Consider the following 23,566-nt stretch of genomic DNA (forward strand, 5'->3'; position numbering starts at 1 on the left):
CGTTTTAACTTTAACAATGACTGAGTAACCCATGACTTCACATTCTGCTATGCCTTTACTGACTGCCGAGCTAACGTTAACGACCCATTTTCAAGATGCCGATCCGATGGGTGTGATTTATCACGGTAATTACTTTCGTTTTTTTGAGGAAGTACGCCGACTATTGATGGAAAAAATCAATTATAGCTATCGTGATATGCAAGCTTCCGGTTACTTATGGCCTATCATTGATACACGCGTAAAATATATAAAACCGATTCCGTTTGATCATCAAATTCGCATAACAGCAACCCTTACTGAATGGGAAAATCGACTACGGGTTGATTATATTATCTACGATGCCGCGACTAACGCCAGAATGACAAAAGGCTACACAATGCAGGTAGCTGTCGGGATTGAAAATCACGAAATGTGTTTTGTCTCACCCACTATTTTTACTGATAAAATAAAGGCTTGGCATGAAAATCAATAATTCAATTATAACGCTTAAATGGTGGCGAAATAGGCTCTTGTGGGCTGTGTTAGCAAGCATTAGTTTATCAGCTCAAGCGATGACATTAACCGAACTCCAACAGACCCTTGCTGCCCCTAAGGTCGTGCGTGGCGATTTTAGTCAAAGCCGAACCATGGCAATGTTTAATCAACCCTTGGTGTCAAATGGCAAATTTGTCATTGCAGCTAATCAAGGCCTATGGTGGCATCAAACGACACCAATGGCGGTCTCATTAGTGTTAACCCAAAATAAACTTAGCCAGCAATTTGATCATCAACCGCCACAAATTATTTCAGCGGCTCAAAACCCGATGGTGTTTTATTTTAGCCATATCTTTTTAGCCCTCTTTAACGGTGATACTTCGGCGTTAGATCAACAATTTAATTTGAAACTGACCACCTTAGCTGTTGATAACAACCATGCAGACGCTAACAACAGTACCAATAAGTGGCAACTCGTATTAATCCCTAAACAAGCGCCATTAAATAAAGTCTTTACACGTATTACTCTTGCAGGAAATAAGTTCATCAATAAACTTACATTGGCTGAAGTTCGTGGCGATAAAACAGTGATTACTTTTAGCCACCAGCGCACAACACCCGCCTCGCTAACCACAGAAGAACATCGTGTTTTCAAATTCTAACCTTAGCCGCTTATGGCTTATCATTATGTTGCTGTTGGTTGCCGCTTTGGGTTACCAACTCACCGCACATAAACAATTACCCATTGAAACTAATATTCTGGCGTTATTACCCAAAAATGATCAAGATCCAGCCGCTCAGCAAGCGTTTGATCATATCGCCACCAGCATGAGTAATAAGGTGATCTTTTTAGTTGGCAGCCCAAATAGCGCCACCATGATCGCTGCTGCTGAACAATTTAGTCAGCAACTGGCAAAACTGGGGTTATTTGCCAATATTGATGCAAAGATGAGTAATAGCCAACAACAAGCTTGGGCACAATTGTACTACCCAAAGCGGTTTCAGCTATTAACGCCAGCACAACAGCAACGGTTAGCACACAACCCACACCAACAAACTGAGCAAGTATTACAAGCGTTGTATAATCCCTTTTCTGGCGTGACAGGTGCTGAACTTAAACACGATCCATTTTTATTATTTCGTGACTTTTTAACCCAGTTAAGCGCTCAAAGTGGCCATTTCAGTCTTAATCATGGCTTTTTGACCACTCAATATCATCAACGACATTACGCTTTAATTACTGCAGAGCTCAGCGGTTCCCCTTATAGCGTTAAATTACAGCACCAGTTACCGGCTCTTAATGCGTTACAACAGCAGATCATCAACCACTATTCTACTGCAACAGAAAAAGTCGATATTTTACATACTGGGGTGATTTTTTATGCGGCTCACGGCACTCAAAGCGCTGAACAAGAAATCAGTACCATCGGTTTAGGATCGCTATTAGGGATCCTTGTGTTATTGGTGGTGGTCTATCGCAGTCCATTACCGCTAGCATTGGCGTTATTGTCCATTAGCTGTGGTTTGATTGCTGCGTTTGTCGGTACCGTCGCCATTTTTGGCAAAGTGCACCTGTTTAGTCTCGTGTTTGGTGCAAGCTTAATTGGAGTCTCAATTGACTATGCCTTTCACTACCTCACCGATAGATTAGCCGCAGGCAAAGATTGGAATCCATACCAAGGACTCAAGCATATTTGGGTCGCAATTAGCCTAGGTCTGATTACCAGTCTGATTGGTTATTTAGGCATGTTAGTCGCACCTTTTCCTGGGCTACAGCAATTATCATTATTTTCAGCCATTGGATTAATTGCCGCTTATGCCACGGTTGTGTGTTGGTATCCAAGCTTGGCATCAAAGCCATGTTCACCTCGACCATTACCTTGCCGTCAATTACTTAATGGGTGGCTACAATTGTGGCATCTAGCAAGCGTTCGTTGGAGTGTGCCATTAATATTAGCAACAGCTTCATTCGTCGGTTTATATCATACTCACTATGATGACGATATTCGCCAACTACAAGCATTACCACAGCAACTCAAACAACAGGAAGCAACCATTAAAGCCATTACAGGAGTGAGTAGTGGTCAGCAAATGTTGCTCATTAAAGCCAAAACAGCGCAAGATCTATTAACAAAGCTCGCTGCCGTCGATCAACAACTCGACAAGTTAGTAATGACTCACAAACTTGATAGCTACCAAAGTATCGGCCATTACTTACCGTCGATTGCAACTCAAAAGCATAACTTCGCATTAGTTAAACATTTATATCAACAGCAAGGCCCTGAGCTAGATAAAAAAATAAAATTAAGCCAACCACCACAGTTTACAGCGACATTCCAACCGCTAACCATTGCTGACTATTTAGCTTCACCAGTATCAAAACCACTGCGTTTTACTTGGCTTGGTAACATAAATCAATCACCTTCTGAGCAAAACTATGGTGCGGTTATTTTGCTCTCTGGTGTTCACCAGCTAAGTGCAATTAAACAACTCGTGGCACAAGATAGCCAGTTAAGCTACCTCAATAAAGCCGATGAAGTATCACAGCTTTTTGGACAATACCGCCAACGCGTAACTGAGTTATTAATTGCGGCAACCATGGTAATTTTGGCTTTATTAGTGTGGCGCTATAAGCTAAAGAAAGGCCTTCAAATGATCATGCCATCAGTGATTGGTGGCTGTGCGGGGATTGCGATCACCAGTATCAGTGGTACGCCATTAAATCTGTTTAATTTATTAGCGTTAATATTAATCCTCGGGATTGGGATTGACTACAGCCTCTTTTTTGCAGAATTAAAATCAACCGCTAACGATCATCATCGCCGTTCAACATTATTAGCGATTACTTTATCCGCATTAACGACGGTATTATCGTTTGGATTATTAGCCCTCAGTGCGACTCAAGCGATTCATAGTTTTGGCATTACGGTACTGACAGGAATTATTATTGCATGGTTACTCGCGCCTTTGGCCATGACGCCCTCTTCACCAGCGACGACTAAAGCAGGAGTTAAATGATATGTCTCGTTTTATTAACAACAAGAGTAAACGTCGCTTCTTGATTGTATTACTGACAACCTTATTTACTTCAGGCTGTGCGACTATCTCTCAACCGCAATCAAATCAAGTTGAAATTGCACCGCACACCTTAGTTAGCTTACCCACTCCGGCACAATTGGGTTATTCATTAACCGCCAGTCAATTGATCACAGCCACTTGGCAACACACCAATCATCAATTACCGGTGCAATTGCAAGTCACACCACAAGCATTAGCACTAGCGGGATTTTCGTCATGGGGTTCGCGTATTTTAAGCTTAGATTATACCCACCAGCAGTTAACTACCTATGTGATGCCAGGCTTAGGTTCAACCCTACCAGAGCCAAAACAAGTTCTGTTTAATATGATGATCACCTTATGGCCACTTTCAGCATGGCAGCAGCCGTTACAGCACATTGGTTGGCAATTAAAGCAAACCGCGAACCAGCGTCAACTTATCGATGATAAAGGCATGGTTATCGCCGATATTAACTACCAAAATGCGAATAAATTAAAAGGGACAATTACGTTTGTAAATCACCGGCCTAATTACACAATTACCATAAAAACATTACACTATCAGCGTCAATAATGTCAGCACGGAATTTTATGAAACATAATCAATCTACAACCCCAATCTATATTCGTGGCTGTGGTTTTCATTCTGCTTTAGGCGCCACAACTGAACAAATTCAGCAACGTCTGCTGGCAGGGTTTAGTCCTGATATGCATACGGTACGTGGCTGGCTCAATGACGGCAGTGAAACAGTTATTGGCCAAGTAAGCACGCCATTAGCTGCGATTGATGAGCAACAATACCCGTATCAAAATACCGCTAATAACCGTCTTGCAGTATCGGCATTAGAACAAATTGCCCCCCAAATAGAGCATGCTATTAAGCAATTTGGTCGCGATCGTATTGCAGTAATAATCGGTACGACAACCTCTGGTATCAGTGATGGTGAAGTTGCATTAGAACAGCTTGTCGCACAAGATCAGCTACCAGAAAAGTTTCATTACCACCAACAAGAACCCGCTAATAGCGGCCAATTTATTGCTGATTACTTTGGTTTAACTGGCTTGGTTTACACCATATCAACCGCTTGTTCTTCAAGTGGACGTAGCTTTTTGTCAGCTAAACGATTACTTAAAGCAGGCTTAGCAGATGCAGTTATCGTCGGTGGCGCAGATACATTATGTCGACTAACACTCAATGGCTTTCATGGCCTAGATTCACTTTCTACTCGCCGTTGTAATCCCTTTAGTGTTAACCGTAATGGCATTAATATCGGTGAAGCGGCAGCCTTTATGTTGTTAGCACTTACTCCTGATGTAAACACTGAAAATAAATACATTAGCGATAACCATAAAGGTTTACCACACCAAAATATTGCGCTTTTAGGCGCTGGTGATAGCTCTGATGCTTATCATATTTCAGCCCCGCATCCTGACGGTAATGGCGCAGAAGTTGCGATGCGAAATGCATTAGCTGATGCGAACTTACAACCTGATGATATTGGCTATATTAATGCTCATGGCACCGCGACTCCCCTTAATGATGCAATGGAAGCTAAAGCAATTGCACGTGTATTTGGCTCTCAAGTTGCGGTTAGCTCAACCAAACCACTCACAGGGCATACGCTTGGCGCAGCAAGTGCTGTCGAGGCTGCAATTTGCTGGTATATTTTGGCTTATCAGCTACCGTTACCATTACAAATAAACGATGGTCATCAAGATCCACAGCTGCCAATCACACTTGTAAAACAACCATTACCATTAACTACATCAGCAGTATTAAGTAACTCGTTTGCTTTTGGTGGTAATAACATCAGCTTAATTTTTGGATACGTTAATGACTAAAATACCACCGTTAGCACAATTATTGCCTCATGAAGCTCCAATGATATTAATTGATGAGCTGATCAGTGTTGATGTGGAAAATGTCCATTGCCAAGTCACAATCCGCTCAGACAATCTTTTTTTTGATAAACACACTCACGCAGTTGCAGCGTATGTTGGGATTGAATTAATGGCACAAACCATTGCGAGTTGGGCCGGTTATCATGCATGGCAACAAGGCAAACCAACACCGATGGGGTTTTTACTTGGCTGTCGTCGTTACCACAGTGAATGGGCGCAATTTAAGCAAGGGGTCGTGCTTGATATTCATGCCGAACGCTTAATGCAAGACAACAACATGGTGGTATTTAGTTGCAAGATCACTCATCAACAACAAACTATTGCTAGTTGCCAACTCAATGCGTATCTTCCTTCAGAAGAAAAAATTGCAACCCTGCTTACCACCAAACAATAGGAAGATTTCATGACTCGACAGGTACTTGTTACGGGTGCTAGTAAAGGCATTGGACGCGCAATCGCCATCCAATTAGCACAAGATGGATTTACTATTGCTGTGCATTATATGCGTGATCAAGCAGGCGCAGAATCAACGCTTGCCACAATTATTCGTGCGGGCGGTCAAGGGCGTATTATTCAATTTGATATCAGTGATCGTGACCAATGTCGCCAGCATCTTGAACAAGATATTGCCAAGCATGGTGCCTATTATGGTGTCGTTAGCAATGCAGGAATTACTCGCGATACAGCCTTTCCAGCGATGACAGAACAAGAATGGGATGGTGTTATCCATACCAATCTCGATAGCTTTTATAACGTCCTTCATCCATGTGTGATGCCAATGGTGCAATTACGCCAAGGTGGTCGTATTGTCACGCTAGCATCGGTATCGGGCATTACTGGCAACCGCGGTCAAACTAACTACAGTGCCGCTAAAGCTGGCGTGATTGGCGCATCAAAATCACTCGCACTTGAGCTGGCAAAACGTAAAATTACCGTTAACTGTGTCGCTCCGGGGCTGATTGATACCGGTATGATCGATGAGCATGTTAAACAACATGCGCTACCGCAAGTACCATTACGCCGCATGGGTGATCCTCAAGAAGTAGCAGGCTTAGTCAGTTATTTAATGTCAGATATCGCTGCTTATGTTACCCGCCAAGTGATTTCTATTAATGGAGGTTTAGTATGAACCATCGCGTAGTGATCACTGGCATGGGAGGAGTAACCGCGCTGGGTCAAGATTGGCTAACCGTCGAACAAAAATTGCGCGAGGGTAACAATGCCGTGGTCTATATGGACGATTACGCCCTTTATGATGGTTTAAATACCAAACTTGCCGGCCCCATTAGCGACTTTACTGTTCCGAAGCACTATACCCGTAAGCAACTGCGCGCGATGGGAAGAGTATCTAAACTCGCCACCGTTGCTACCGAGCAAGCACTCACCCAAGCTGGTTTAGTCGATCAGAATATACTCACTAACGGCAATACTGGCATTGCCTATGGTTCATCGATAGGTAGCACACCAGCTATTGGTGCCTTTGGTACTATGCTAAATGATAAAACCACCAAAGAAATCACAGCAACGACTTATGTTCAAATGATGCCGCATACCACAGCAGTCAATGTGGGGTTATTTTTTGGCTTACGTGGGCGCGTGATCCCAACAAGTAGTGCTTGTACATCAGGAAGTCAAGCCATAGGTTATGCTTATGAAGCTATCAAACATGGTTATCAAACCGTGATGGTTGCAGGTGGCGCAGAAGAATTATGCCCAACCGAGTCAGCGGTGTTTGATACCCTTTTTGCCACCAGCCTTAAAAATGACACTCCCAACTTAACCCCACGCCCCTACGATGTTGATCGGGATGGATTAGTGATTGGCGAAGGCGCTGGCTCATTAGTTTTAGAAGAATATCAACATGCGCTTGATAGAGGTGCGACGATTTTAGCAGAAGTGGTTGGCTTTGCGACCAATTGCGATGCTGCACATATTACCCAGCCTCAACAACAAACCATGCAGCAATGTATGGCAATGGCATTGCAACAAGCACAATTACAGCCACAAGATATTGGCTATATTTCAGCCCATGGTACCGCTACTGAAAAAGGTGATATTGCTGAAAGTCAGGCGACGGCCAATATTTTTGGCAATACAACCCCAATCAGCAGCCTCAAAAGCTACTTTGGACATACTTTAGGTGCTTGTGGTGCTATTGAAGCATGGCTCAGTATTGAAATGATGAACAGTGGCTGGTTTAACCCAACCTTGAATTTAACCACTCCAGATCCACGCTGTGGTGAGCTCGATTATCTTCAAGGCCAAGGTCGAAATATTGATTGTGATTATATCATGAGTAATAACTTTGCTTTTGGTGGTATTAATACTTCATTGATTTTTAAGCGTATATAAACCGATCCCTTGGTATCATATTGGCTTTATATGAGCTTGATACCAAGGGCATTTTCACAACCTATAGTCTTTATTGCTGCTGTAAAAATGTAATCGCTTGTTGTTTTTCAGCAACAGAAAAGTATTGAATATCAATATTACTAAACAATGCGTCTTCTACTTTAACGACCTTTTCAATCCAACTTGCATCAGCAACAACAGCAACTTGAGTAATATGTTTTAAGCCAGCATGAACAAGGTATTTTAACTCCTCAACAATGGCGGCTAACTCAATGCCTGAAAAACTGTCAATTTCTTCGTAGATCACGATACCACCATGATCAACAGTTTTAGCTTCAGCATCCATTAACACACGCTTCATATCATCTTCTGTCACTTTACCTGACAACGTAAAAGCAACGGCGTTATCAATACCAATATCAATCATGGTTAACATACAAAATTCCTTCTTTAATATTACATGAACTAAAAAGATATTATGGCTATATAGCTGTTAATTATAATGCGCTTTTATTTATCTTGCTTCAGTCACTAAATACACATTTTTACTCAATATCACATTGCAACAATAACAATACCCCTAGTCACGATTGTCGTCGTTCCAAGCTCTTATTAACCGCTGCCTAATGCTAGCAAAGTCGCATTGCCTCCTACCGCTGTAATATTAATCGTGCGCGTACGCTCAGTGATAAACCGTAAGCAATATCGTTGAGCGCCAATGACGGCTAACGTTTCACTATCAATTTCACTCACTAACTGCGCTAATAATCCTTGCCGTTGCGCCAATTGACGTGCCAGATGCTGTGTTGTTTGCAGATCGCCACAATAAGCAACACCCGCGGTTTGAGGATGATTAACTAACCCATCAAGTTGAGTAATCTTCACCACTGTTATCACATCAGCACTACATCCTAACTGTTCAAGCTCCTGTTTTATCTGCTGAGCATAGTGCAGATCATCAATACACAGTAATACCGAATTACCGCACACTAAGGCTGCGGTTAATTGGCCTACAATCGCTTCCTTACTGACGCCTTGCTGTACTGTAATAATAAACACACCTCGACCACTGCAATACAGCGCATTGGTTTCACCGGTAGGTCCTGGCATCAACTCAGTATCAGCGACATATTGTAGTGCATTGGTGCATTGGTAATTCACCATAACGCCAAGATTCATCGGCAATTGCTTTGCCCAGCGTTGTAAAATAGCAGCGCGATCATCAAAGCTAATCCTATTCCAACCACTCATCGCCACTGCACTATTATCAATAAGTACTTGTAGACTATTTGCTGTTTGCTGCATGACGACTCCTTATGGGTTATTTATTGGCAGAATGCAGTCTTGAGTAAAACGGTACAAATAATGAGGTCCACCAGCTTTTGGTCCCGTACCTGATAGCCCCTGACCACCAAAAGGTTGCACGCCGACAGCAGCGCCAACTTGATCTCTATTTATATAACAATTACCCACGTGTGTACGTTGCTCTATATCGAGATAAGTGCGCTCATTACGGCTATGGATGGCCAGCGTTAATCCAAATCCAGTGTGGTTTATTTGATCAATCACCTGATATAGCGCATCAGCCTTAAACCGAATCACATGCAAAATAGGGCCAAAGTGTTCTTGTTTTAATAAGGTAATATCACTGATTTCAATTGCCGTGGGTGGCACAAAATCACCAAACTGGCATTCAACACCTAGCGGCGTTTGTGCAATTAATTTGGCTTGGTTTTTTAGCGTTTCGATATGCGTCAGTAATTTATTACGTGCGGCCCTATCAATAACCGGCCCAACATCGGTACGATGAAGTTCAGGACGTCCAACTTTGATCTCAGCCATTGCCCCTTTAATTAATTCAATGACGCGATCAGCAATATCTGCTTGAACAAAAAGAACCCGCAATGCAGAACAGCGTTGACCCGCTGAAGCAAACGCCGATCGCACCACATCTCGCACCACTTGCTCAGGCAATGCTGTACTATCAACAATCATGGCATTTTGGCCTCCGGTTTCCGCAATAAAGGGCACCGGTGCACACTCCCTTGCTGCTAATGTACGATTAATCGCTTGTGCGGTGGGTGTTGAACCGGTAAATACCACCCCAGCAATACGCTCATCAGACAATAATTGCTGGCCTATATTCGTGCCACGCCCAGGCAAAAGCTGAATCACACCAGCAGGGATCCCGGTTTCTAGCAGTAGCTCAATCGCACGATAAGCAATTAATGATGTTTGCTCTGCCGGTTTAGCAACAACAGTATTCCCCGCTGCTAATGCTGCACTAATTTGACCAATAAAAATCGCTAATGGAAAATTCCATGGGCTGATACATACAAATACGCCACGACCTTGATAGCGTAATTGCTGCTCAATACCACGGTAATTGGTGATCTGTTGCGAAGATTCAAACCGCAGTGTTGCTTGCTGAGCGTAATAACGACAGAAATCCACCGCTTCTCGAATTTCATCAATCGAATCCTGAATAGTTTTCCCTGCTTCGCGGTGGCATAACGCTACCAATTCATGTTGATGCTGTTGTAATTGTTCAGCGAGTAAGGATAAATAATGACAACGGACAGATACCGCGCTTGCTGACCAATCATCAAAGGCTTTTTCCGCGCGTGATATTGCCTCATCGACTTGCACTTCAGTTGCAAACGTTACTTCACCGACAACTTCGCGTCGATCATAAGGCGCGGTCACTGTGATGATTTCTGCACTAACATCGGTGGTAGTCATGGGTAATGGCGCTGCTTGCCATTGATGATCAGCAAAAGCGGCGACAGCAGTACTGAAAGGCTGCCATTGAGCCGCTATATCAATATTGATTGCGGTCGAATTTAAGCGATCATCACCAAAGATATTTGCAGGTAAAGGGATCAAATTATTATGTAATGTTTGACATTTTTCTAAGCGATCAACGGGGTGTTCTATCAGTTCAGCAATTGGGCAATCAGCATCAACCAAACGATGAACAAACGAACTATTCGCGCCATTTTCTAATAATCGTCGCACCAAATAAGGCAACAGATCTTTATGGCTACCTACCGGCGCATAAATACGAATTTGTGGATGATGAATCGCCATCACATGGTTATACAGTGCATCCCCCATACCATGTAAGCGTTGAAACTCATAATGATTATGCGATGCCATTGCGACTATCGCACTCACAGTATGGGCATTATGGGTCGCAAACTGTGGATAAATAACCCCATTTAAGGCAGGCGATAGCAGCATTCGTGCACAGGCTAAATATGATGTATCCGTCGCTTCTTTGCGAGTAAATACTGGATAAGCGCTGTATCCCCCTTGCTGACTTAGTTTAAGTTCACTATCCCAATAGGCACCTTTAACCAACCGTAATGGAATCACATCACCCTGCTGTTTAGCTAATCCAGCCACCCAAGCTAATACTGGTAAAGCACGTTTTGAATAGGCTTGAACCACGATCCCAAACCGGCCCCAACCTTGTAGCTGCGGTGATTGATATAATTGTTTGAATAATTTTAATGACAGCTCTAACCTATCAGCTTCTTCTGCATCAATAGTAATACCCACATTATATTCACGAGCACAGACCAATAACGACAACACGGAGTCGTGCATTTCACTTAAGACTCGTGCTTCGCTCGCAACATCATAACGAGGATGTAACGCTGACAGTTTTATCGATATGGTTGGATCAGGGGATCCCGTATTTGCTCCTTTGTGAGCAGCATAGTTATCACGACCAACGGCAACGATAGCAGAGAGGTAATCTTGGTAATATTTACTGGCGTCAGTCGCTGTTAATGCTGCTTCACCCAACATATCAAACGAATAACTAAACCCTTGATCTCGTTTTGATTGACCATTATTCATCGCTTCATCAATATCACGTCCCAACACAAACTGATGACCCATGATTTTCATCGCTTGATGCATTGCTTGGCGGATCACCGGTTCAGACATCTTATTCACTAACCGATTAATCATATCAGACAAAGAGTCATTATCTGAGCGACCTAGACCAACCACTTTACCCGTCAGCATTAACCCCCAGGTCGAAGCATTGACAAATAACGAATCAGAATTTTTAAGGTGGGATTGCCAATCAGCAACCGTTAATTTATCGCGAATCAAGGCATCCGCTGTTGCTGCATCAGGAATACGCATCAATGCTTCAGCCAAGCACATCAGCAAAATACCTTCTTTGGTATCTAAACTATATTCCAATAACAATGCATCTATCATCTGCACTGCATGTTTATCTGCTCGTACACGTACAATTAACTCTGCGGCATGTTGCTCAATATCATAACGTTCTTGAACAGAGGGCGTAGCTAACGGCAATAGCTGCGCCAACCACCATGATTCATCAACGTCATAATGGGGCGAAATCAGCGACCATAACCGATCGATTGGTTGATCAATAAAAGAAGGCTGAAGCACATCAGCGGCATTGAACATAGCAAATACCTCAATAGAATCGGCACCATTAACCCATTACCCACATAGGAAATGTTACAGTGTTGTTGTTTTATGCCGATATTATGCTGAGAGGCGATAGTCGTCTTGCTGTTTTCTCTTAATATTTTTAGTCAAACTCTGGTGATTAACAAAATCAGATGCAAATACAGCCTCAGCTATAACGTTTAATACCTAATCTCATCAACACTTCGTTAAAGCTGACGTTGATAACGTGCAGGAGAAATACCACATAAGCGTCTAAATGCCTGTGAAAAACTACTTTGCCCGGCAAAGCCACAAATTTGAGCAATATCAGCTAAAGTGAGTTGGCTCTCTTGTAGTAATTGCTTAGCAAGTTGGAGACGTTTTTGTAATATATACCGTTGTGGCGTCAAAGCTGTTTGTGCTTTAAACAACGCATAAAACTGACTTTCAGATAAAAAAGCAATGGCAGCTAATTGCGACACTGAGATTTTATGGTTGATATTGCGCTGAATAAAATCATCAATTGCATCAATATCAATACGTTGGGATGAACTTGCACTGTGAGGTATTTTAAAATGACGCTGTAATACACATAATAAAGTCATAGTACATGCTTGCTGTAACAGTTCATCATCAGGATTAGCTTTGATCTCAAAAGCCAATAATTGAATCAATTGTTGAGATTGGTTATCTAAATTGAAATACCCAGAATGAGCAAACAATTGCGTAGTACGTTGTTCGATCTCGTTATTGTCGCTAAACCCTAACGGTAAATTAATCACCAACAATTCATTATCCCCCACACCAACAAAGGTATGCTCACAATTTGCCATTACTAAACAGCCAAGTCCTGGGTAGATTAAGTTCGTTACTCCATCAATATTAAACTCTGATTGCCCCGATAAACTAATCACAATTTGATGGTGACTATGACGGTGGTAACTCACTGTTTGAGCAAGACTAATAACGACCGATGGTTGTAACTTTTGCAGCATCATTGCTTCCTTACCTATAGCAGTTTATAACGACGTTTTATTGTCTAAAAAACAATCACCTCAAGCATTTCAACTAAATAGTTACCCACTTTTTTTGTGGATAAAACAAAAAAACAGCTAATTATCAATATATTAATAATTTCAACAATAATAATTAATAAGAGATATTTTAAAATTGATCCCCCTATCTCAACCAATAAAAAAGCCGCACTATATTAGTGCGGCTAGGATGTTGCGCTTGAATGTACTTACATGGCACATCAAGTTTGTTACGCTTCGTCACTCATTACGTTGAGCTTGGCGTGTCCGATAACTATGTATGGACCCATATTTTGACGAAGAAGCAAGAGTGTTACGGTATTGCTATCCAAATTGTTAACAACTAAGAGTGTTACCTTAGAAGCTTTTACGTATTTAACTTACTGTTACGCGTTGCAACTTGATTGTTATTAATAACGGGTTGAATAGGTCTACTAATAACAACCGGAACCTGAATCCCTGAGTTCGATGGAAAACAGCTTGTTTCCTCCGTAAGCTCGATAATATATCTCAGTTCAGGTTAACTAAACTATGGTAGATAAATCACAAATAGGCAAATTTTAAGTTGTGATCTATGTCAAAAATAAACAACAATAATCGTTTAAATATTAATTATATTATTTTTCAACACCCTAATTTAAATAGCCAACTTGAAGTATATAATTTGTATTTATATTCATAATAGTGCCTATTAAAATAGATCATTTTAAAATTAACATCATAATGTTAAGCTTAAAAAATTATTATTTCCTAATAACTTCCTTATTAATAGAAAATAATAACTTAAAAAAAGACTATTATATGATAAATAGTCTTTAGGTTATTTTTCAATCTACTAAAAATAACACCACTCCAGCAACAGTTACCAAAAATGAAATCTCTGTTTTACAATAAAAAATCTAAAAACGTGATCTAACAATGAGATTTTAAATTCCATAAAAAAACTAGGAAAAAGTCTTAATCCCTTTTTCTGTTATATCGGTATGGTCTCGGCTGCCGCGATTTGTCTCATAAAATACAAATCTGATTTCAGCCCTAACGAGATTCTACCGATGGAATTATCAATACTTAAACGCGTCCGCAAGCCAACGCTTGACTTGTCGCCAAAAGAACGTCGAAAACTATGGTTCTCTCCTTTTTTAAAGTCCTATTTAGTTGTTTTCGTTAGTTACATGGCCATGTACTTGGTGCGTAAAAACTTTAATATCGCTCAGAATGATATGATTTCTGACTATGGCATGAGTTTGACCCAACTTGGTACTATTGGCTTAGGTTTTTCAATCACTTATGGTGTTGGTAAAACCATTTTAAACTATTGGTCAGGCGGCAAAAATGCCAAAAATATTCTGCCACTAGGGCTGTTATTATCCGGTTTTTGTATCCTTGGTATGGGCTTAGTCATGGGACCAAGTTCTGGCCAATTTATTATGATGACTATCCTTTATGCGGCCTCTGGTTTCTTCCAATCAGGCGGTGGTTCTAACTCTGTAGTTACGATCACTAACTGGACACCACGTAACCGTCGCGGCCTTGGCGTTGGCTTTTGGAACATCTCTCATAATGCTGGTGGTGCATTAGCAGCAGCTGTCGCAATGTTTGGTGCTGATTACTTCTTTGGCGGCGACGTACAAGGTATGTTTATCTTCCCTGCTGTAATTGCGATTATTATTGCGATTATTGGCTTCTTTATGGGTAACGATAGCCCTGAAGCCTACGGTCTTGGTACTGTCGAAGATATTTTTGAAGAGCCAGTGTCAGAAGAAGATAATGCCGTTAAAGAAAACAAACTAACGAAGATGGAAATTTTCAAGAAGTATGTTTTGTTTAACAAGGTTATCTGGATACTTTGTTTTGCTAACGTTTTTCTATACATCGTACGCAGTGGTATCGACCAATGGTCAACAGTGTATGCACACCAAATACTAGGTTTCTCTAAAGACGTAGCAAACTCAGGTTTTACTATGTTTGAAATAGGTGCATTAGTTGGTACTTGTTTATGGGGATTACTATCAGACTTATTTAATGGTCGCCGTGGTGCTGTATCTTGTATTGCATTGATTGGTATCGTTTTTACCTTAGGTTACTACCAGCATGCCGATTCAATTTTTGCCTATAAAGCATCGTTATTTGCGTTAGGTTTCTTAGTCTTTGCACCTCAACTTCTAATTGGCGTTGCTGCGATTGGTTTTGTTCCTAAGCAAGGTCTAGCTGCTGCAGATGGTGTTAAAGGTACGTTTGCTTACTTAATCGGTGACTCATTTGCAAAAATTGGTCTTGGTTACATTGCAGAAGGTAATCCTTTCTTTGGTCTTGATGGCTGGACAGGTACATTTGCAGCGATCAAAGCAGCAGCAATTGCTTGTTGTGTATTAATGGCAATAGTGGCACTTTTTGAAGAAATTAAAATTAAAAAGTTAGCACGACAGTCACTAGCAAATTAATAGCCATGATTTTATAAAAAGCCCTTGTGATTAATATTATTACAAGGGCTTTTTATTATCTCCCCTTCATGAATATAGAGCTTTTATTCTAATTAATAATATACTTAATTAGCAATTATAATAGCTTCTACCCCATCAAGATTAATATAAAAATAATAATTCCTGTTCACGCAATTTAAATATCTACTGGTAGTTATTATTAATATTTGACTACATAATAGTACAAAAAGTCAGTTAAATGTCAGCATTTCAATACAGTCATTCCTAAAGAAATAATTTAGCGTATTATCGCCATTCAATAAGACCCATATATATAACCAATAAGATTGGCACAATATAAGTGCTGACTGGAATAATTATGACTGACACCAAAATATACAGCGATGACCGCCGTCAATGCGCTAAATTTCTTTACCGTGGTTCATTTGGCCCTAAAAAAGGTCAAATTGATCGTCTTCAAAAAATAGGCTTTGATGCTTGGTTTGATGAACAATTTTCTGTCCCTCCTACTCACCACCTACCAAAATTAAGAGCTATTCTTGCAAGTTCCAATTTTAATAATGCCCAAGATGATATGCGCCAAGGCATATGGTGGCAGTGTGTTATTACTGGTGAAGATCAATTGCGTCAACGTATGGCTTATGCATTAAGTCAATTGTTTGTTGTTTCTTCACATGGTGTGGGCTCATTAAATGAAGGCTTAGCCAATTATTATGACTTATTAGTTGATAATGCCTTTGGTAATTTCAGAACCTTATTTCGAGAAGTTACTATTAGTGCCATGATGGGACAATATCTAACATTATCCGGCAGTAAAAAACATAACCCGCAAACAAACACCTTTCCAGACGAAAACTATCCACGCGAATGCATGCAGCTATTCACCATCGGTTTATGGCAACTTGATAAGTATGGTGAACCTGTACTAGATCAACATGGCAATAAAATACCAACTTATGATCAAGATGATGTTGAGAATATGTCACGTTTACTCTGTGGCTGGAATATCAAGTATGAAAATTGGCGTCATGATTGGATCAATCCGATGCAACCAGATAACAGTCAGCATGATATGGATGAAAAAAATGTGATGGGGAACCATTTCCCAGCAGGCCAAGATGCAAACCAAGATCTTGATGGCGTAGTTGACATGTTGTTTAACCATAACAATACCCCTGTTTTTATAGCAATCCATCTTATTAAACGTTTTGTAACCAGTAACCCTAGCCGTAATCATATTCAACGTGTTGCCAAGGTATTTGAAGATAATGGCGATGGTGTACGTGGTGACTTACAGGCTACCATTAAAGCCGTGCTGACTGATCCCGATGTTTTTGCCGGTATTGGTCACGGTGCAGGACAAGGGATTAATGGTGAACACCAACATTTTGGTTTATTAAAAGAACCTGTCATTGTTGTCGCTAATCAATTACGTGCATTAGATATGCAGGCTGTAGGTGATCATTGGTGGGATACGCAATGGGCTGAAGTCACATATGGTCAAGCAGCACTCTGCGCTGAAACTGTATTTAATTTCTATAAACCTAACGATGCACCTCAAGGTGAAATTGCTAATTTAGGCCTTGCAGCGCCTGAATTTACCATTATCACGACCGATATCATGCGTAGAACCCACAATAGAATGTGGTACAACATTTTAAAATATAAAGAAGCGGATGATAACGATTGGCGTTGGGATCGTAGTGATTTCAATCACCATACAATGGGATCAACTGAATATGTCGCGCTCATTAATGAACGTTTCTTTGGTGGTTTGATGTCACAAAGTTTACAAGATTATATGTACAAAGCCTTATCACGCCATACATCACCAAGTCAGCTTAATCTTCGCTTTATTAACGCAATTTATATCGCAACAACTGCACCTGAATTTTTCTGTGAAGGATAATTAAACATGAAATTATCACGTCGACATTTTTTAAAAACCAGTGCTGTTGTTAGTGCGACAACACTATCTGCATCTACTTTTGCCTCATCATTTACACCAACTGACGATATGCAATCCTCAGACAACGCTAATAAAGCCTTAGTGTGTGTATTTCTGTTTGGTGGTAACGATGCCTACAATATGATCGTTCCAACACCGGGTTGTGATGCCTACCAAGATTATAAAGCCGCTAGACCAATAATGGGCTTACCGGAATCCCAACTAAGTCCTTTAAATTTAACCACCTCTAATGGCGTACCACTTAGTCTCAATAACAATATGTCGTCATTATTACCGTTATTTGAGTCAGGTGATGCAACGGCAATTATTAACTCAGGTCAATTGGTTCAGCCAACCACGCGTGATGACATCAGTAATGCTAAGGTCAGATTACCACAGTTTCTAATGGCGCATAATCAGCAACAAGACCTATGGCAATTAGGTACTGAAAATCTCGGTAATGCCTATGGCTGGGCAGGAAGAATGATGGATATGCTTGGTGCTAACGGCAGCCTATCACCACTCATTTCAGTAAACCAAGGTCAAAAATTACTTCGTTATCAGAAAGCTCAGCAAACAGTTGTAAATCGCGACGGCTCAGGCATCTACGCTGGCTGGAAAAACGAAGAACGCCTTGATGGTTATTTTGCACACTTTACTCAACGCAAATATAGCAATATTTATATGCGTAATTACGCCAGTGCAATGTCACATAATGTCTCTGAAAATGAAGCCATTAAAAAAATTCTTGCTGACCACCCAAGTCATTATACTTACCCTAAATCCGACCTAGCAGAGCAGCTAGAAATGGTCAGCCGTTTGATTCAAGCACGCGATGATATGCATCAGCAACGTCAGATCTTTTTTGTTGGACTTGAAGGTTTTGATACTCATAAGAATCAGAAGAAAATCCATCCACAACTACTTCAACAAGTCGGTGATGCATTAAGCGCTTTTAATGCTGATATGGTCGATAGTGGTCTTAATGATCAAGTAACCTGTATCACAATGTCTGATTTTGGACGTCGCTTACAAGCGAATGCCAGTGGTACTGACCATGGCTGGGCTGGCCATCAAATTGTAACTGGAGGTGCAGTTAGAGGTAATAATGTTTATGGTGAATGGCCGCAATTAACCACAAATAGCCAGCATAATTATAATAATGGTCGTATTATACCAACCATTGCCGCAGATCAGGTTAACGCCTCATTATGTCGTTGGTTAGGTCTATCAGAAGCACAAATATTGTCCATCTTCCCTAACTTAAATAATTTTGATTCACCGTACATTGAATTTATTTAATTACGATTAATAACGAACATTTATATTAGTTATTTTCACATCTAGCAATGGGAAAAATACAATATTATTAATCAGAAATATAATCAGCCATAATATTTATGGCTGACTTTTTCAATAAAAAACAATTAAACATTAGATGATTCAATACTCATCTGAAGTACATCTTCACCAGCAACAGCAAAATGCAGCTCAATACTACCTTTTGATGTGATGTTTTTTATTAGCTTTATATCATGTTGACTATATTGTTTTAAAACAAGATCATGAATTTCAGAAATTAATTTATCTTTATCCATTACCGTTGTTGTTTTTTTGCTTTCAAACCACATAAAACATTTCACATACTGATTATAAACACAGTAATAATAAACCAGATCAATACTTTTAAGAAGCAAATAACTGTTAGTAAATATTAATCACATCACAAATATAACCATGAAAAACAACAATTGAGTCAATACTGCATCATTTGATTCGAAAAATCACATTTCTTGTTCTCGCATCGACTTAAAGTAACGGGTTACAGTCTATAAAATTGCTAACACCACAGTAACTACTCCTCATTTATTAACCAATATTATTTGAGTCAAATAAGTTTCTCGCTGATATGATAATTTCTATTATTAATGTTTGTAATAACAATAAAAACCTACCAACTTAAAACCATATTTAATATATAAAAAACCATTATTAGTAAGTGGTAATAATTACTTCTAAAAAACAGATTTAATAATAAATAAAGACCTTCTGGTTTAAGCATTATTTAACTATTACTATAAAACTCAATACAAATGTAATTGATATCTATTCCCGTTTAAAATAAAATATATTGCTAATCACACTAATATACTTTTCATTATCTATCTATTAGTACTCTTTTAATGACAACATGATGTTCGGAGAATAATAATGGCAAATAGCATTGCCTTATTGGGTAACCCTAACAGCGGTAAAACCACATTATTTAATACCTTAACTGGAGCTAAACAGCGAACAGGTAATTGGGCCGGCGTAACCGTTGATAAAAAAGAAGGGCTATATCAGTTCCATAACCAAACAATAACTGTTGTTGATTTACCGGGCATTTACTCAATGAGCTCATTTGACGAACAAGGATCTGTCGATGAACAAATTGGATGCGACTATATTTTAAGTGGTGCAGCAGATCTTGTGGTCAACATTGTTGATGCTGCCAATATTGAACGTAATTTGTACTTAACATTGCAATTACTTGAAATGAATGTTCCCTGCTTAGTCGTGCTTAATATGCTCGACATTGCCCGTCAAAAAAATATTGTCATTGATGCAGAAAAGCTTTCGCAACAATTAGGTTGCCCAGTTGTGTGCTTAATCGCAAATAAAAATAAAGGAATAGAATCATTAAAAGTGGCGATCGAAAAGCAGCTAATTACGCCACATCATTCTTCATTTCAAACCCATTTTCCGCCACAATTACGCAATGTTATCACCCAATTAAGCGCCGATATTCCCGAGACAGTAATTGCAGACAGCAACAAACAATGGCTTGCTTTGAGGTTACTCGAATCCGATATCTCTGCACAGCACCATGTGCTAAATACCCATATTCCAGATCGTGTTAACCATTATCAAAAAGAACTTTATCAAATATTTAATGAGCATGCAGATTTACTCATTGCCGATGCTCGCTACCAAACTGTTGCCAAACTCATTGCTCAATCAACATCTCATCACCAAGCCACTCAGCATAAGTTAACTCAATGGATTGACGCAATTGTGCTTAATCGCTATCTCGGACTACCGATTTTCTTATTGGTTATGTATTTAATGTTTTGGTTTGCGATTAACATTGGCGGCGGACTACAACCTATTTTTGATGAGGGCTCGGCAGCAGTATTTATTCATGGCACCGCTTGGTTATCTCAATACCTTGGTCTGCCAAACTGGCTAGGTGCTATTTTATCTCAAGGGCTTGGTGGCGGTATAAACACCGTCATGCCTTTTATTCCACAAATAGGGCTAATGTTCTTATACCTTTCAGTATTAGAGGACAGTGGCTATATGGCCCGCGCAGCGTTTGTTATCGACCGTTTAATGCAAGCGATAGGCTTACCCGGTAAATCGTTTGTACCTTTAATTGTTGGGTTTGGCTGTAATATTCCATCAATTATGGCCTCACGTACACTTGAAACACCACGAGATCGCATCCTAACCTCAATGATGGCGCCCTTTATGTCTTGTGGTGCGCGACTAGCAATTTTCGGCGTTTTTTCAGCTGCTTTTTTTCAGGGTATGGGCAGCTTAATTGTGTTCTCACTCTATTTACTTGGTATTTTAGTCGCTGTATTGACCGGTTTTGTATTAAAGAAAACATTATTAACTGGTGAAGCATCGCCTTTTATCATGGAACTACCGACTTATCATGTGCCAAGTCTTAAAACAACACTGATCCACAGCTGGAGCCGCCTGCGAGGCTTTTTAGTTAAAGCGTGTCGACTCATTATTCCCATTTGTATGATTGTTATGGCACTTAACAGCGTTACATTCTCAGGACGAGTTATTGAGCCAGGCCAACAACAAGATTCAGCATTATCAGATATTGGTCGTTGGGTAACACCGGTATTATCACCATTAGGTGTCAACCAACAAAATTGGCCCGCAAGTGTAGGTTTGCTTACCGGATTTTTAGCAAAAGAAGTTGTTGTTGGTACACTCAATACTCTCTATAGTGCTGAATTAGCAAATCAGAGCGTTGCTGATGACTCACAGTCATTCAACCTACTGAGTGAATTAAAAACGGCATGGCAAGATACCGTTAATGGCGTTGAAAATAGTTTCTCATTAACAACCTTTAAAAATCCAATTAAAGCCAGTGAAGCTGACGGTACAATGAACACCACTGCAATGGGACAAATGCATAATCAATTTGGCTCGATGGTAGGTGCCTATGCTTATTTAATCTTTGTTTTATTGTATGTACCGTGTGTATCAACTATCGGTGTTATTGCAAAAGAAATAGGCCGTAACTGGGCATGGTTCTCAACATTTTGGGGGATTGCTGTTGCCTATGCATTAGCGATTAGTTTTTATCAAGTCGCTACATTTGCACTACATCCAGTTGCCACCATTGGTTGGTTAATATTTGCGTGCGCTCTACTGATTAGCTTTATTATTGGAATTCGTTATTTGAGTCATCGAGTAGATTGGCAACTATCGATGCCAACAATACCAGCTCAACATAAAAATGGAGGCTGTCACTAAATGGTCAGCTTAATCAACGTTCGCAATGCAGTACGCACAGCGAGAGTGATTTCTTTAGCTCAGCTGAGCCGCACATTAAACAGTGAGCCGCCATGGTTATTAGTCTTACTCGATGATCTAATAAAAAGAGGCAACATTGAGCGTTGTGAAGCCACAATAAACTGTAATAAAGCATGTCATGGCTGTCAGACTAACTCACAAGATATTATTTTCCGCTGGCGTGATGAACGGATAAACATTGCTAATCTCTAACGTTAATATAAAGACTTAACGTTATTATGATGGATATAAAAAGCCCACTATTTCTAATAAATAGTGGGCTTGTTTATAGACATGAGCTGTTTTAGTTAGTGATTAAATACTACTTTGTTGTTTTTTATAATGCTTATGAGCTTGAGCAAAGTTGCCATCATCATAATGCTCTAACAAAAATAGTGATAATTCTTCATTTGAGATGTTCATCATCATATCCAATTCATCCGTTTTATTGACTGATTGATGGTGACCATATCCCGTATTTAAAACAGTAACTTGAGTATACATAAGCAATCCTTGCAAATTTGTATAGTCTTCATCATGTCTTAGTTTTTTTATTTCTTATAATGCTAGCTATCAAAAACGATACACAGATCAACATTAAATTAACAAATAAGATACCAGAAACACACTTTTTGGTTAATCAAATGTAACTTTATTGTTATTTTTGATTTTGCCTCATTTAAGCGCCAGAAAAATTGTATCGCTTATCGGTATCCATCGTTAACCGAGTAAACAATTCATTGGTTAAATCTTCTGTCAACGCTAACACTAGCGCTAACGTTTCATGTGCAAAAGCATTAATTAGTGCCACAGCTTGTTCAGGCTGAGCCACATGTAATGTCATATATTGTGCTTCCATCAACGTCTGTTTATGGGCTGTTTGTTGTTCAAAATCATGATAAGCCTGCTGCACTATTGGCGAGAACTGATTCCAGTCCATCATTGCTAAGGTTTGTAATTTGCGAAATTTCCAATATGCCGAGTGGTTATCAGCCTTATTATCACCAAGCATTAATGCTTCAGGGACAGAAGTCATTCCTTGATAAAATGGTAGATATACACTCAAAGCTGTCATGCCATAAGCGATATATTGTACTTCACCAATAGCAATAGGCAGCTGTGGCCGTACCTGCAATACATGCGAATGTTCAGTACGAAAAACAGCAATAGGACGATAAGGCTCATTAGGATTACTGTGAGCATAAGGATCATGAGTTGTAGCTTGATAGTGATTGCGTAAGCCTTGCATCACATCATGGATACTGAGTTTATGTTTAGGGGTTAAGTAAACCGTCCCCTCAATCTATATTGATCAAGTATCGCAAAAATGGACATAG

At 40.0% G+C, this 23,566-nt stretch carries 20 protein-coding genes; 13 read left to right on the forward strand and 7 right to left on the reverse strand.

Features of this window, described 5'->3' with window-relative positions; translation table 11 throughout:
* Window positions 1-31 precede the first annotated feature (31 nt).
* From PMAL9190_RS09255 to PMAL9190_RS09290, 8 genes are read left to right on the forward strand one after another with little or no spacing between them, the layout of a single operon-like run.
* Window positions 32-472, forward strand: coding sequence for an acyl-CoA thioesterase (locus PMAL9190_RS09255; protein ID WP_087844886.1), 441 nt, complete (start codon window positions 32-34; stop codon window positions 470-472).
* On the forward strand, window positions 459-1,136 hold the full coding sequence (locus PMAL9190_RS09260) for an outer membrane lipoprotein carrier protein LolA (protein WP_087844887.1): 678 nt from the start codon (window positions 459-461) through the stop codon (window positions 1,134-1,136). The genes PMAL9190_RS09255 and PMAL9190_RS09260 overlap by 14 nt, the downstream gene beginning before the upstream one ends.
* Window positions 1,120-3,492, forward strand: coding sequence for an MMPL family transporter (locus PMAL9190_RS09265; RefSeq protein WP_087844888.1), 2,373 nt, complete (start codon window positions 1,120-1,122; stop codon window positions 3,490-3,492). The genes PMAL9190_RS09260 and PMAL9190_RS09265 overlap by 17 nt, the downstream gene beginning before the upstream one ends.
* 1 nt (window position 3,493) lies before the next feature.
* A complete protein-coding gene (locus PMAL9190_RS09270; RefSeq protein WP_087844889.1) occupies window positions 3,494-4,105 on the forward strand; it encodes a DUF3261 domain-containing protein in 612 nt (203 codons plus the stop codon).
* A 17-nt stretch (window positions 4,106-4,122) separates the two neighbouring features.
* The gene (locus PMAL9190_RS09275; protein ID WP_087844890.1) at window positions 4,123-5,373 is read left to right on the forward strand and encodes a beta-ketoacyl-[acyl-carrier-protein] synthase family protein; all 1,251 of its coding nucleotides are present in this window, start codon (window positions 4,123-4,125) and stop codon (window positions 5,371-5,373) included.
* Window positions 5,366-5,827, forward strand: coding sequence for a hotdog family protein (locus PMAL9190_RS09280; RefSeq protein ID WP_060996829.1), 462 nt, complete (start codon window positions 5,366-5,368; stop codon window positions 5,825-5,827). Before PMAL9190_RS09275 ends, PMAL9190_RS09280 begins: the two co-directional genes overlap by 8 nt.
* A 9-nt stretch (window positions 5,828-5,836) precedes the next feature.
* Window positions 5,837-6,562, forward strand: a complete 726-nt coding sequence (locus PMAL9190_RS09285) for a 3-ketoacyl-ACP reductase FabG2 (protein ID WP_087844891.1) — start codon at window positions 5,837-5,839, stop codon at window positions 6,560-6,562.
* Window positions 6,559-7,785, forward strand: a complete 1,227-nt coding sequence (locus PMAL9190_RS09290) for a beta-ketoacyl-ACP synthase (protein WP_087844892.1) — start codon at window positions 6,559-6,561, stop codon at window positions 7,783-7,785. Before PMAL9190_RS09285 ends, PMAL9190_RS09290 begins: the two co-directional genes overlap by 4 nt.
* Window positions 7,786-7,855: 70 nt before the next feature.
* Here PMAL9190_RS09290 and PMAL9190_RS09295 read toward each other — a convergent pair whose 3' ends face one another.
* From PMAL9190_RS09295 to PMAL9190_RS09310, 4 genes are all read right to left on the reverse strand, one after another.
* A complete protein-coding gene (locus PMAL9190_RS09295; RefSeq protein ID WP_087844893.1) occupies window positions 7,856-8,221 on the reverse strand; it encodes a SpoIIAA family protein in 366 nt (121 codons plus the stop codon).
* A 176-nt stretch (window positions 8,222-8,397) separates the two neighbouring features.
* Entirely contained in the window at window positions 8,398-9,090 is a 693-nt protein-coding gene (locus PMAL9190_RS09300) for a proline dehydrogenase (protein ID WP_087844894.1), read from the reverse strand.
* Between the two features lie 9 nt (window positions 9,091-9,099).
* The gene (gene putA, locus PMAL9190_RS09305) at window positions 9,100-12,240 is read right to left on the reverse strand and encodes a bifunctional proline dehydrogenase/L-glutamate gamma-semialdehyde dehydrogenase PutA (protein ID WP_087844895.1); all 3,141 of its coding nucleotides are present in this window, start codon (window positions 12,238-12,240) and stop codon (window positions 9,100-9,102) included.
* A 212-nt stretch (window positions 12,241-12,452) separates the two neighbouring features.
* Window positions 12,453-13,223, reverse strand: a complete 771-nt coding sequence (locus PMAL9190_RS09310; protein WP_235004330.1) for an AraC family transcriptional regulator — start codon at window positions 13,221-13,223, stop codon at window positions 12,453-12,455.
* Between the two features lie 1,088 nt (window positions 13,224-14,311).
* Here PMAL9190_RS09310 and uhpT point away from each other — a divergent pair.
* The 3 genes from uhpT (at window position 14,312) to PMAL9190_RS09325 (ending at window position 18,950) form a co-directional block, all read left to right on the forward strand.
* On the forward strand, window positions 14,312-15,700 hold the full coding sequence (uhpT, locus tag PMAL9190_RS09315) for a hexose-6-phosphate:phosphate antiporter UhpT (protein ID WP_087844897.1): 1,389 nt from the start codon (window positions 14,312-14,314) through the stop codon (window positions 15,698-15,700).
* A 358-nt stretch (window positions 15,701-16,058) separates the two neighbouring features.
* Window positions 16,059-17,609 (forward strand): DUF1800 domain-containing protein, encoded by a 1,551-nt coding sequence (locus tag PMAL9190_RS09320; protein WP_087844898.1) that lies wholly within the window; start codon window positions 16,059-16,061, stop codon window positions 17,607-17,609.
* A gap of 6 nt (window positions 17,610-17,615) precedes the next feature.
* The gene (locus PMAL9190_RS09325) at window positions 17,616-18,950 is read left to right on the forward strand and encodes a DUF1501 domain-containing protein (RefSeq protein ID WP_087844899.1); all 1,335 of its coding nucleotides are present in this window, start codon (window positions 17,616-17,618) and stop codon (window positions 18,948-18,950) included.
* Between the two features lie 125 nt (window positions 18,951-19,075).
* Here the strand turns inward: PMAL9190_RS09325 and PMAL9190_RS09330 are convergent, their stop codons facing one another.
* Window positions 19,076-19,279, reverse strand: coding sequence for a hypothetical protein (locus PMAL9190_RS09330; protein WP_065167207.1), 204 nt, complete (start codon window positions 19,277-19,279; stop codon window positions 19,076-19,078).
* A 580-nt stretch (window positions 19,280-19,859) separates the two neighbouring features.
* Here PMAL9190_RS09330 and feoB point away from each other — a divergent pair.
* Both feoB and PMAL9190_RS09340 read left to right on the forward strand, forming a co-directional pair.
* On the forward strand, window positions 19,860-22,190 hold the full coding sequence (gene feoB, locus PMAL9190_RS09335; protein ID WP_087844900.1) for a Fe(2+) transporter permease subunit FeoB: 2,331 nt from the start codon (window positions 19,860-19,862) through the stop codon (window positions 22,188-22,190).
* Window positions 22,191-22,442, forward strand: coding sequence for a FeoC-like transcriptional regulator (locus PMAL9190_RS09340; protein ID WP_087844901.1), 252 nt, complete (start codon window positions 22,191-22,193; stop codon window positions 22,440-22,442).
* Between the two features lie 102 nt (window positions 22,443-22,544).
* Here PMAL9190_RS09340 and PMAL9190_RS09345 read toward each other — a convergent pair whose 3' ends face one another.
* A complete protein-coding gene (locus tag PMAL9190_RS09345) occupies window positions 22,545-22,733 on the reverse strand; it encodes a hypothetical protein (protein ID WP_087844902.1) in 189 nt (62 codons plus the stop codon).
* Between the two features lie 175 nt (window positions 22,734-22,908).
* Window positions 22,909-23,532: a C69 family dipeptidase gene (locus tag PMAL9190_RS09350; protein WP_268808118.1), complete on the reverse strand. Its 624-nt coding sequence runs from the start codon at window positions 23,530-23,532 to the stop codon at window positions 22,909-22,911.
* Window positions 23,533-23,566: the final 34 nt, after the last annotated feature.

It is taken from the genome of Photobacterium malacitanum (assembly GCF_900185615.1).
Classification (GTDB): Bacteria; Pseudomonadota; Gammaproteobacteria; order Enterobacterales; family Vibrionaceae; genus Photobacterium; species Photobacterium malacitanum.

What these genes read in the sequence shown, in the direction of transcription:
- PMAL9190_RS09340 (WP_087844901.1), top strand. Translation starts at nt 22,191, where the DNA reads ATGGTCAGCTTAATCAACGTTCGCAATGCAGTACGCACAGCGAGAGTG.
- PMAL9190_RS09270 (WP_087844889.1), top strand. Translation starts at nt 3,494, where the DNA reads ATGTCTCGTTTTATTAACAACAAGAGTAAACGTCGCTTCTTGATTGTA.
- PMAL9190_RS09345 (WP_087844902.1), bottom strand. Translation starts at nt 22,733, where the DNA reads ATGTATACTCAAGTTACTGTTTTAAATACGGGATATGGTCACCATCAA.
- putA (WP_087844895.1), bottom strand. Translation starts at nt 12,240, where the DNA reads ATGTTCAATGCCGCTGATGTGCTTCAGCCTTCTTTTATTGATCAACCA.
- PMAL9190_RS09310 (WP_235004330.1), bottom strand. Translation starts at nt 13,223, where the DNA reads ATGATGCTGCAAAAGTTACAACCATCGGTCGTTATTAGTCTTGCTCAA.
- uhpT (WP_087844897.1), top strand. Translation starts at nt 14,312, where the DNA reads ATGGAATTATCAATACTTAAACGCGTCCGCAAGCCAACGCTTGACTTG.
- PMAL9190_RS09285 (WP_087844891.1), top strand. Translation starts at nt 5,837, where the DNA reads ATGACTCGACAGGTACTTGTTACGGGTGCTAGTAAAGGCATTGGACGC.
- PMAL9190_RS09330 (WP_065167207.1), bottom strand. Translation starts at nt 19,279, where the DNA reads ATGTGGTTTGAAAGCAAAAAAACAACAACGGTAATGGATAAAGATAAA.
- PMAL9190_RS09255 (WP_087844886.1), top strand. Translation starts at nt 32, where the DNA reads ATGACTTCACATTCTGCTATGCCTTTACTGACTGCCGAGCTAACGTTA.
- PMAL9190_RS09300 (WP_087844894.1), bottom strand. Translation starts at nt 9,090, where the DNA reads ATGCAGCAAACAGCAAATAGTCTACAAGTACTTATTGATAATAGTGCA.
- PMAL9190_RS09290 (WP_087844892.1), top strand. Translation starts at nt 6,559, where the DNA reads ATGAACCATCGCGTAGTGATCACTGGCATGGGAGGAGTAACCGCGCTG.
- PMAL9190_RS09275 (WP_087844890.1), top strand. Translation starts at nt 4,123, where the DNA reads ATGAAACATAATCAATCTACAACCCCAATCTATATTCGTGGCTGTGGT.
- PMAL9190_RS09320 (WP_087844898.1), top strand. Translation starts at nt 16,059, where the DNA reads ATGACTGACACCAAAATATACAGCGATGACCGCCGTCAATGCGCTAAA.
- PMAL9190_RS09260 (WP_087844887.1), top strand. Translation starts at nt 459, where the DNA reads ATGAAAATCAATAATTCAATTATAACGCTTAAATGGTGGCGAAATAGG.
- PMAL9190_RS09295 (WP_087844893.1), bottom strand. Translation starts at nt 8,221, where the DNA reads ATGTTAACCATGATTGATATTGGTATTGATAACGCCGTTGCTTTTACG.
- feoB (WP_087844900.1), top strand. Translation starts at nt 19,860, where the DNA reads ATGGCAAATAGCATTGCCTTATTGGGTAACCCTAACAGCGGTAAAACC.
- PMAL9190_RS09280 (WP_060996829.1), top strand. Translation starts at nt 5,366, where the DNA reads ATGACTAAAATACCACCGTTAGCACAATTATTGCCTCATGAAGCTCCA.
- PMAL9190_RS09325 (WP_087844899.1), top strand. Translation starts at nt 17,616, where the DNA reads ATGAAATTATCACGTCGACATTTTTTAAAAACCAGTGCTGTTGTTAGT.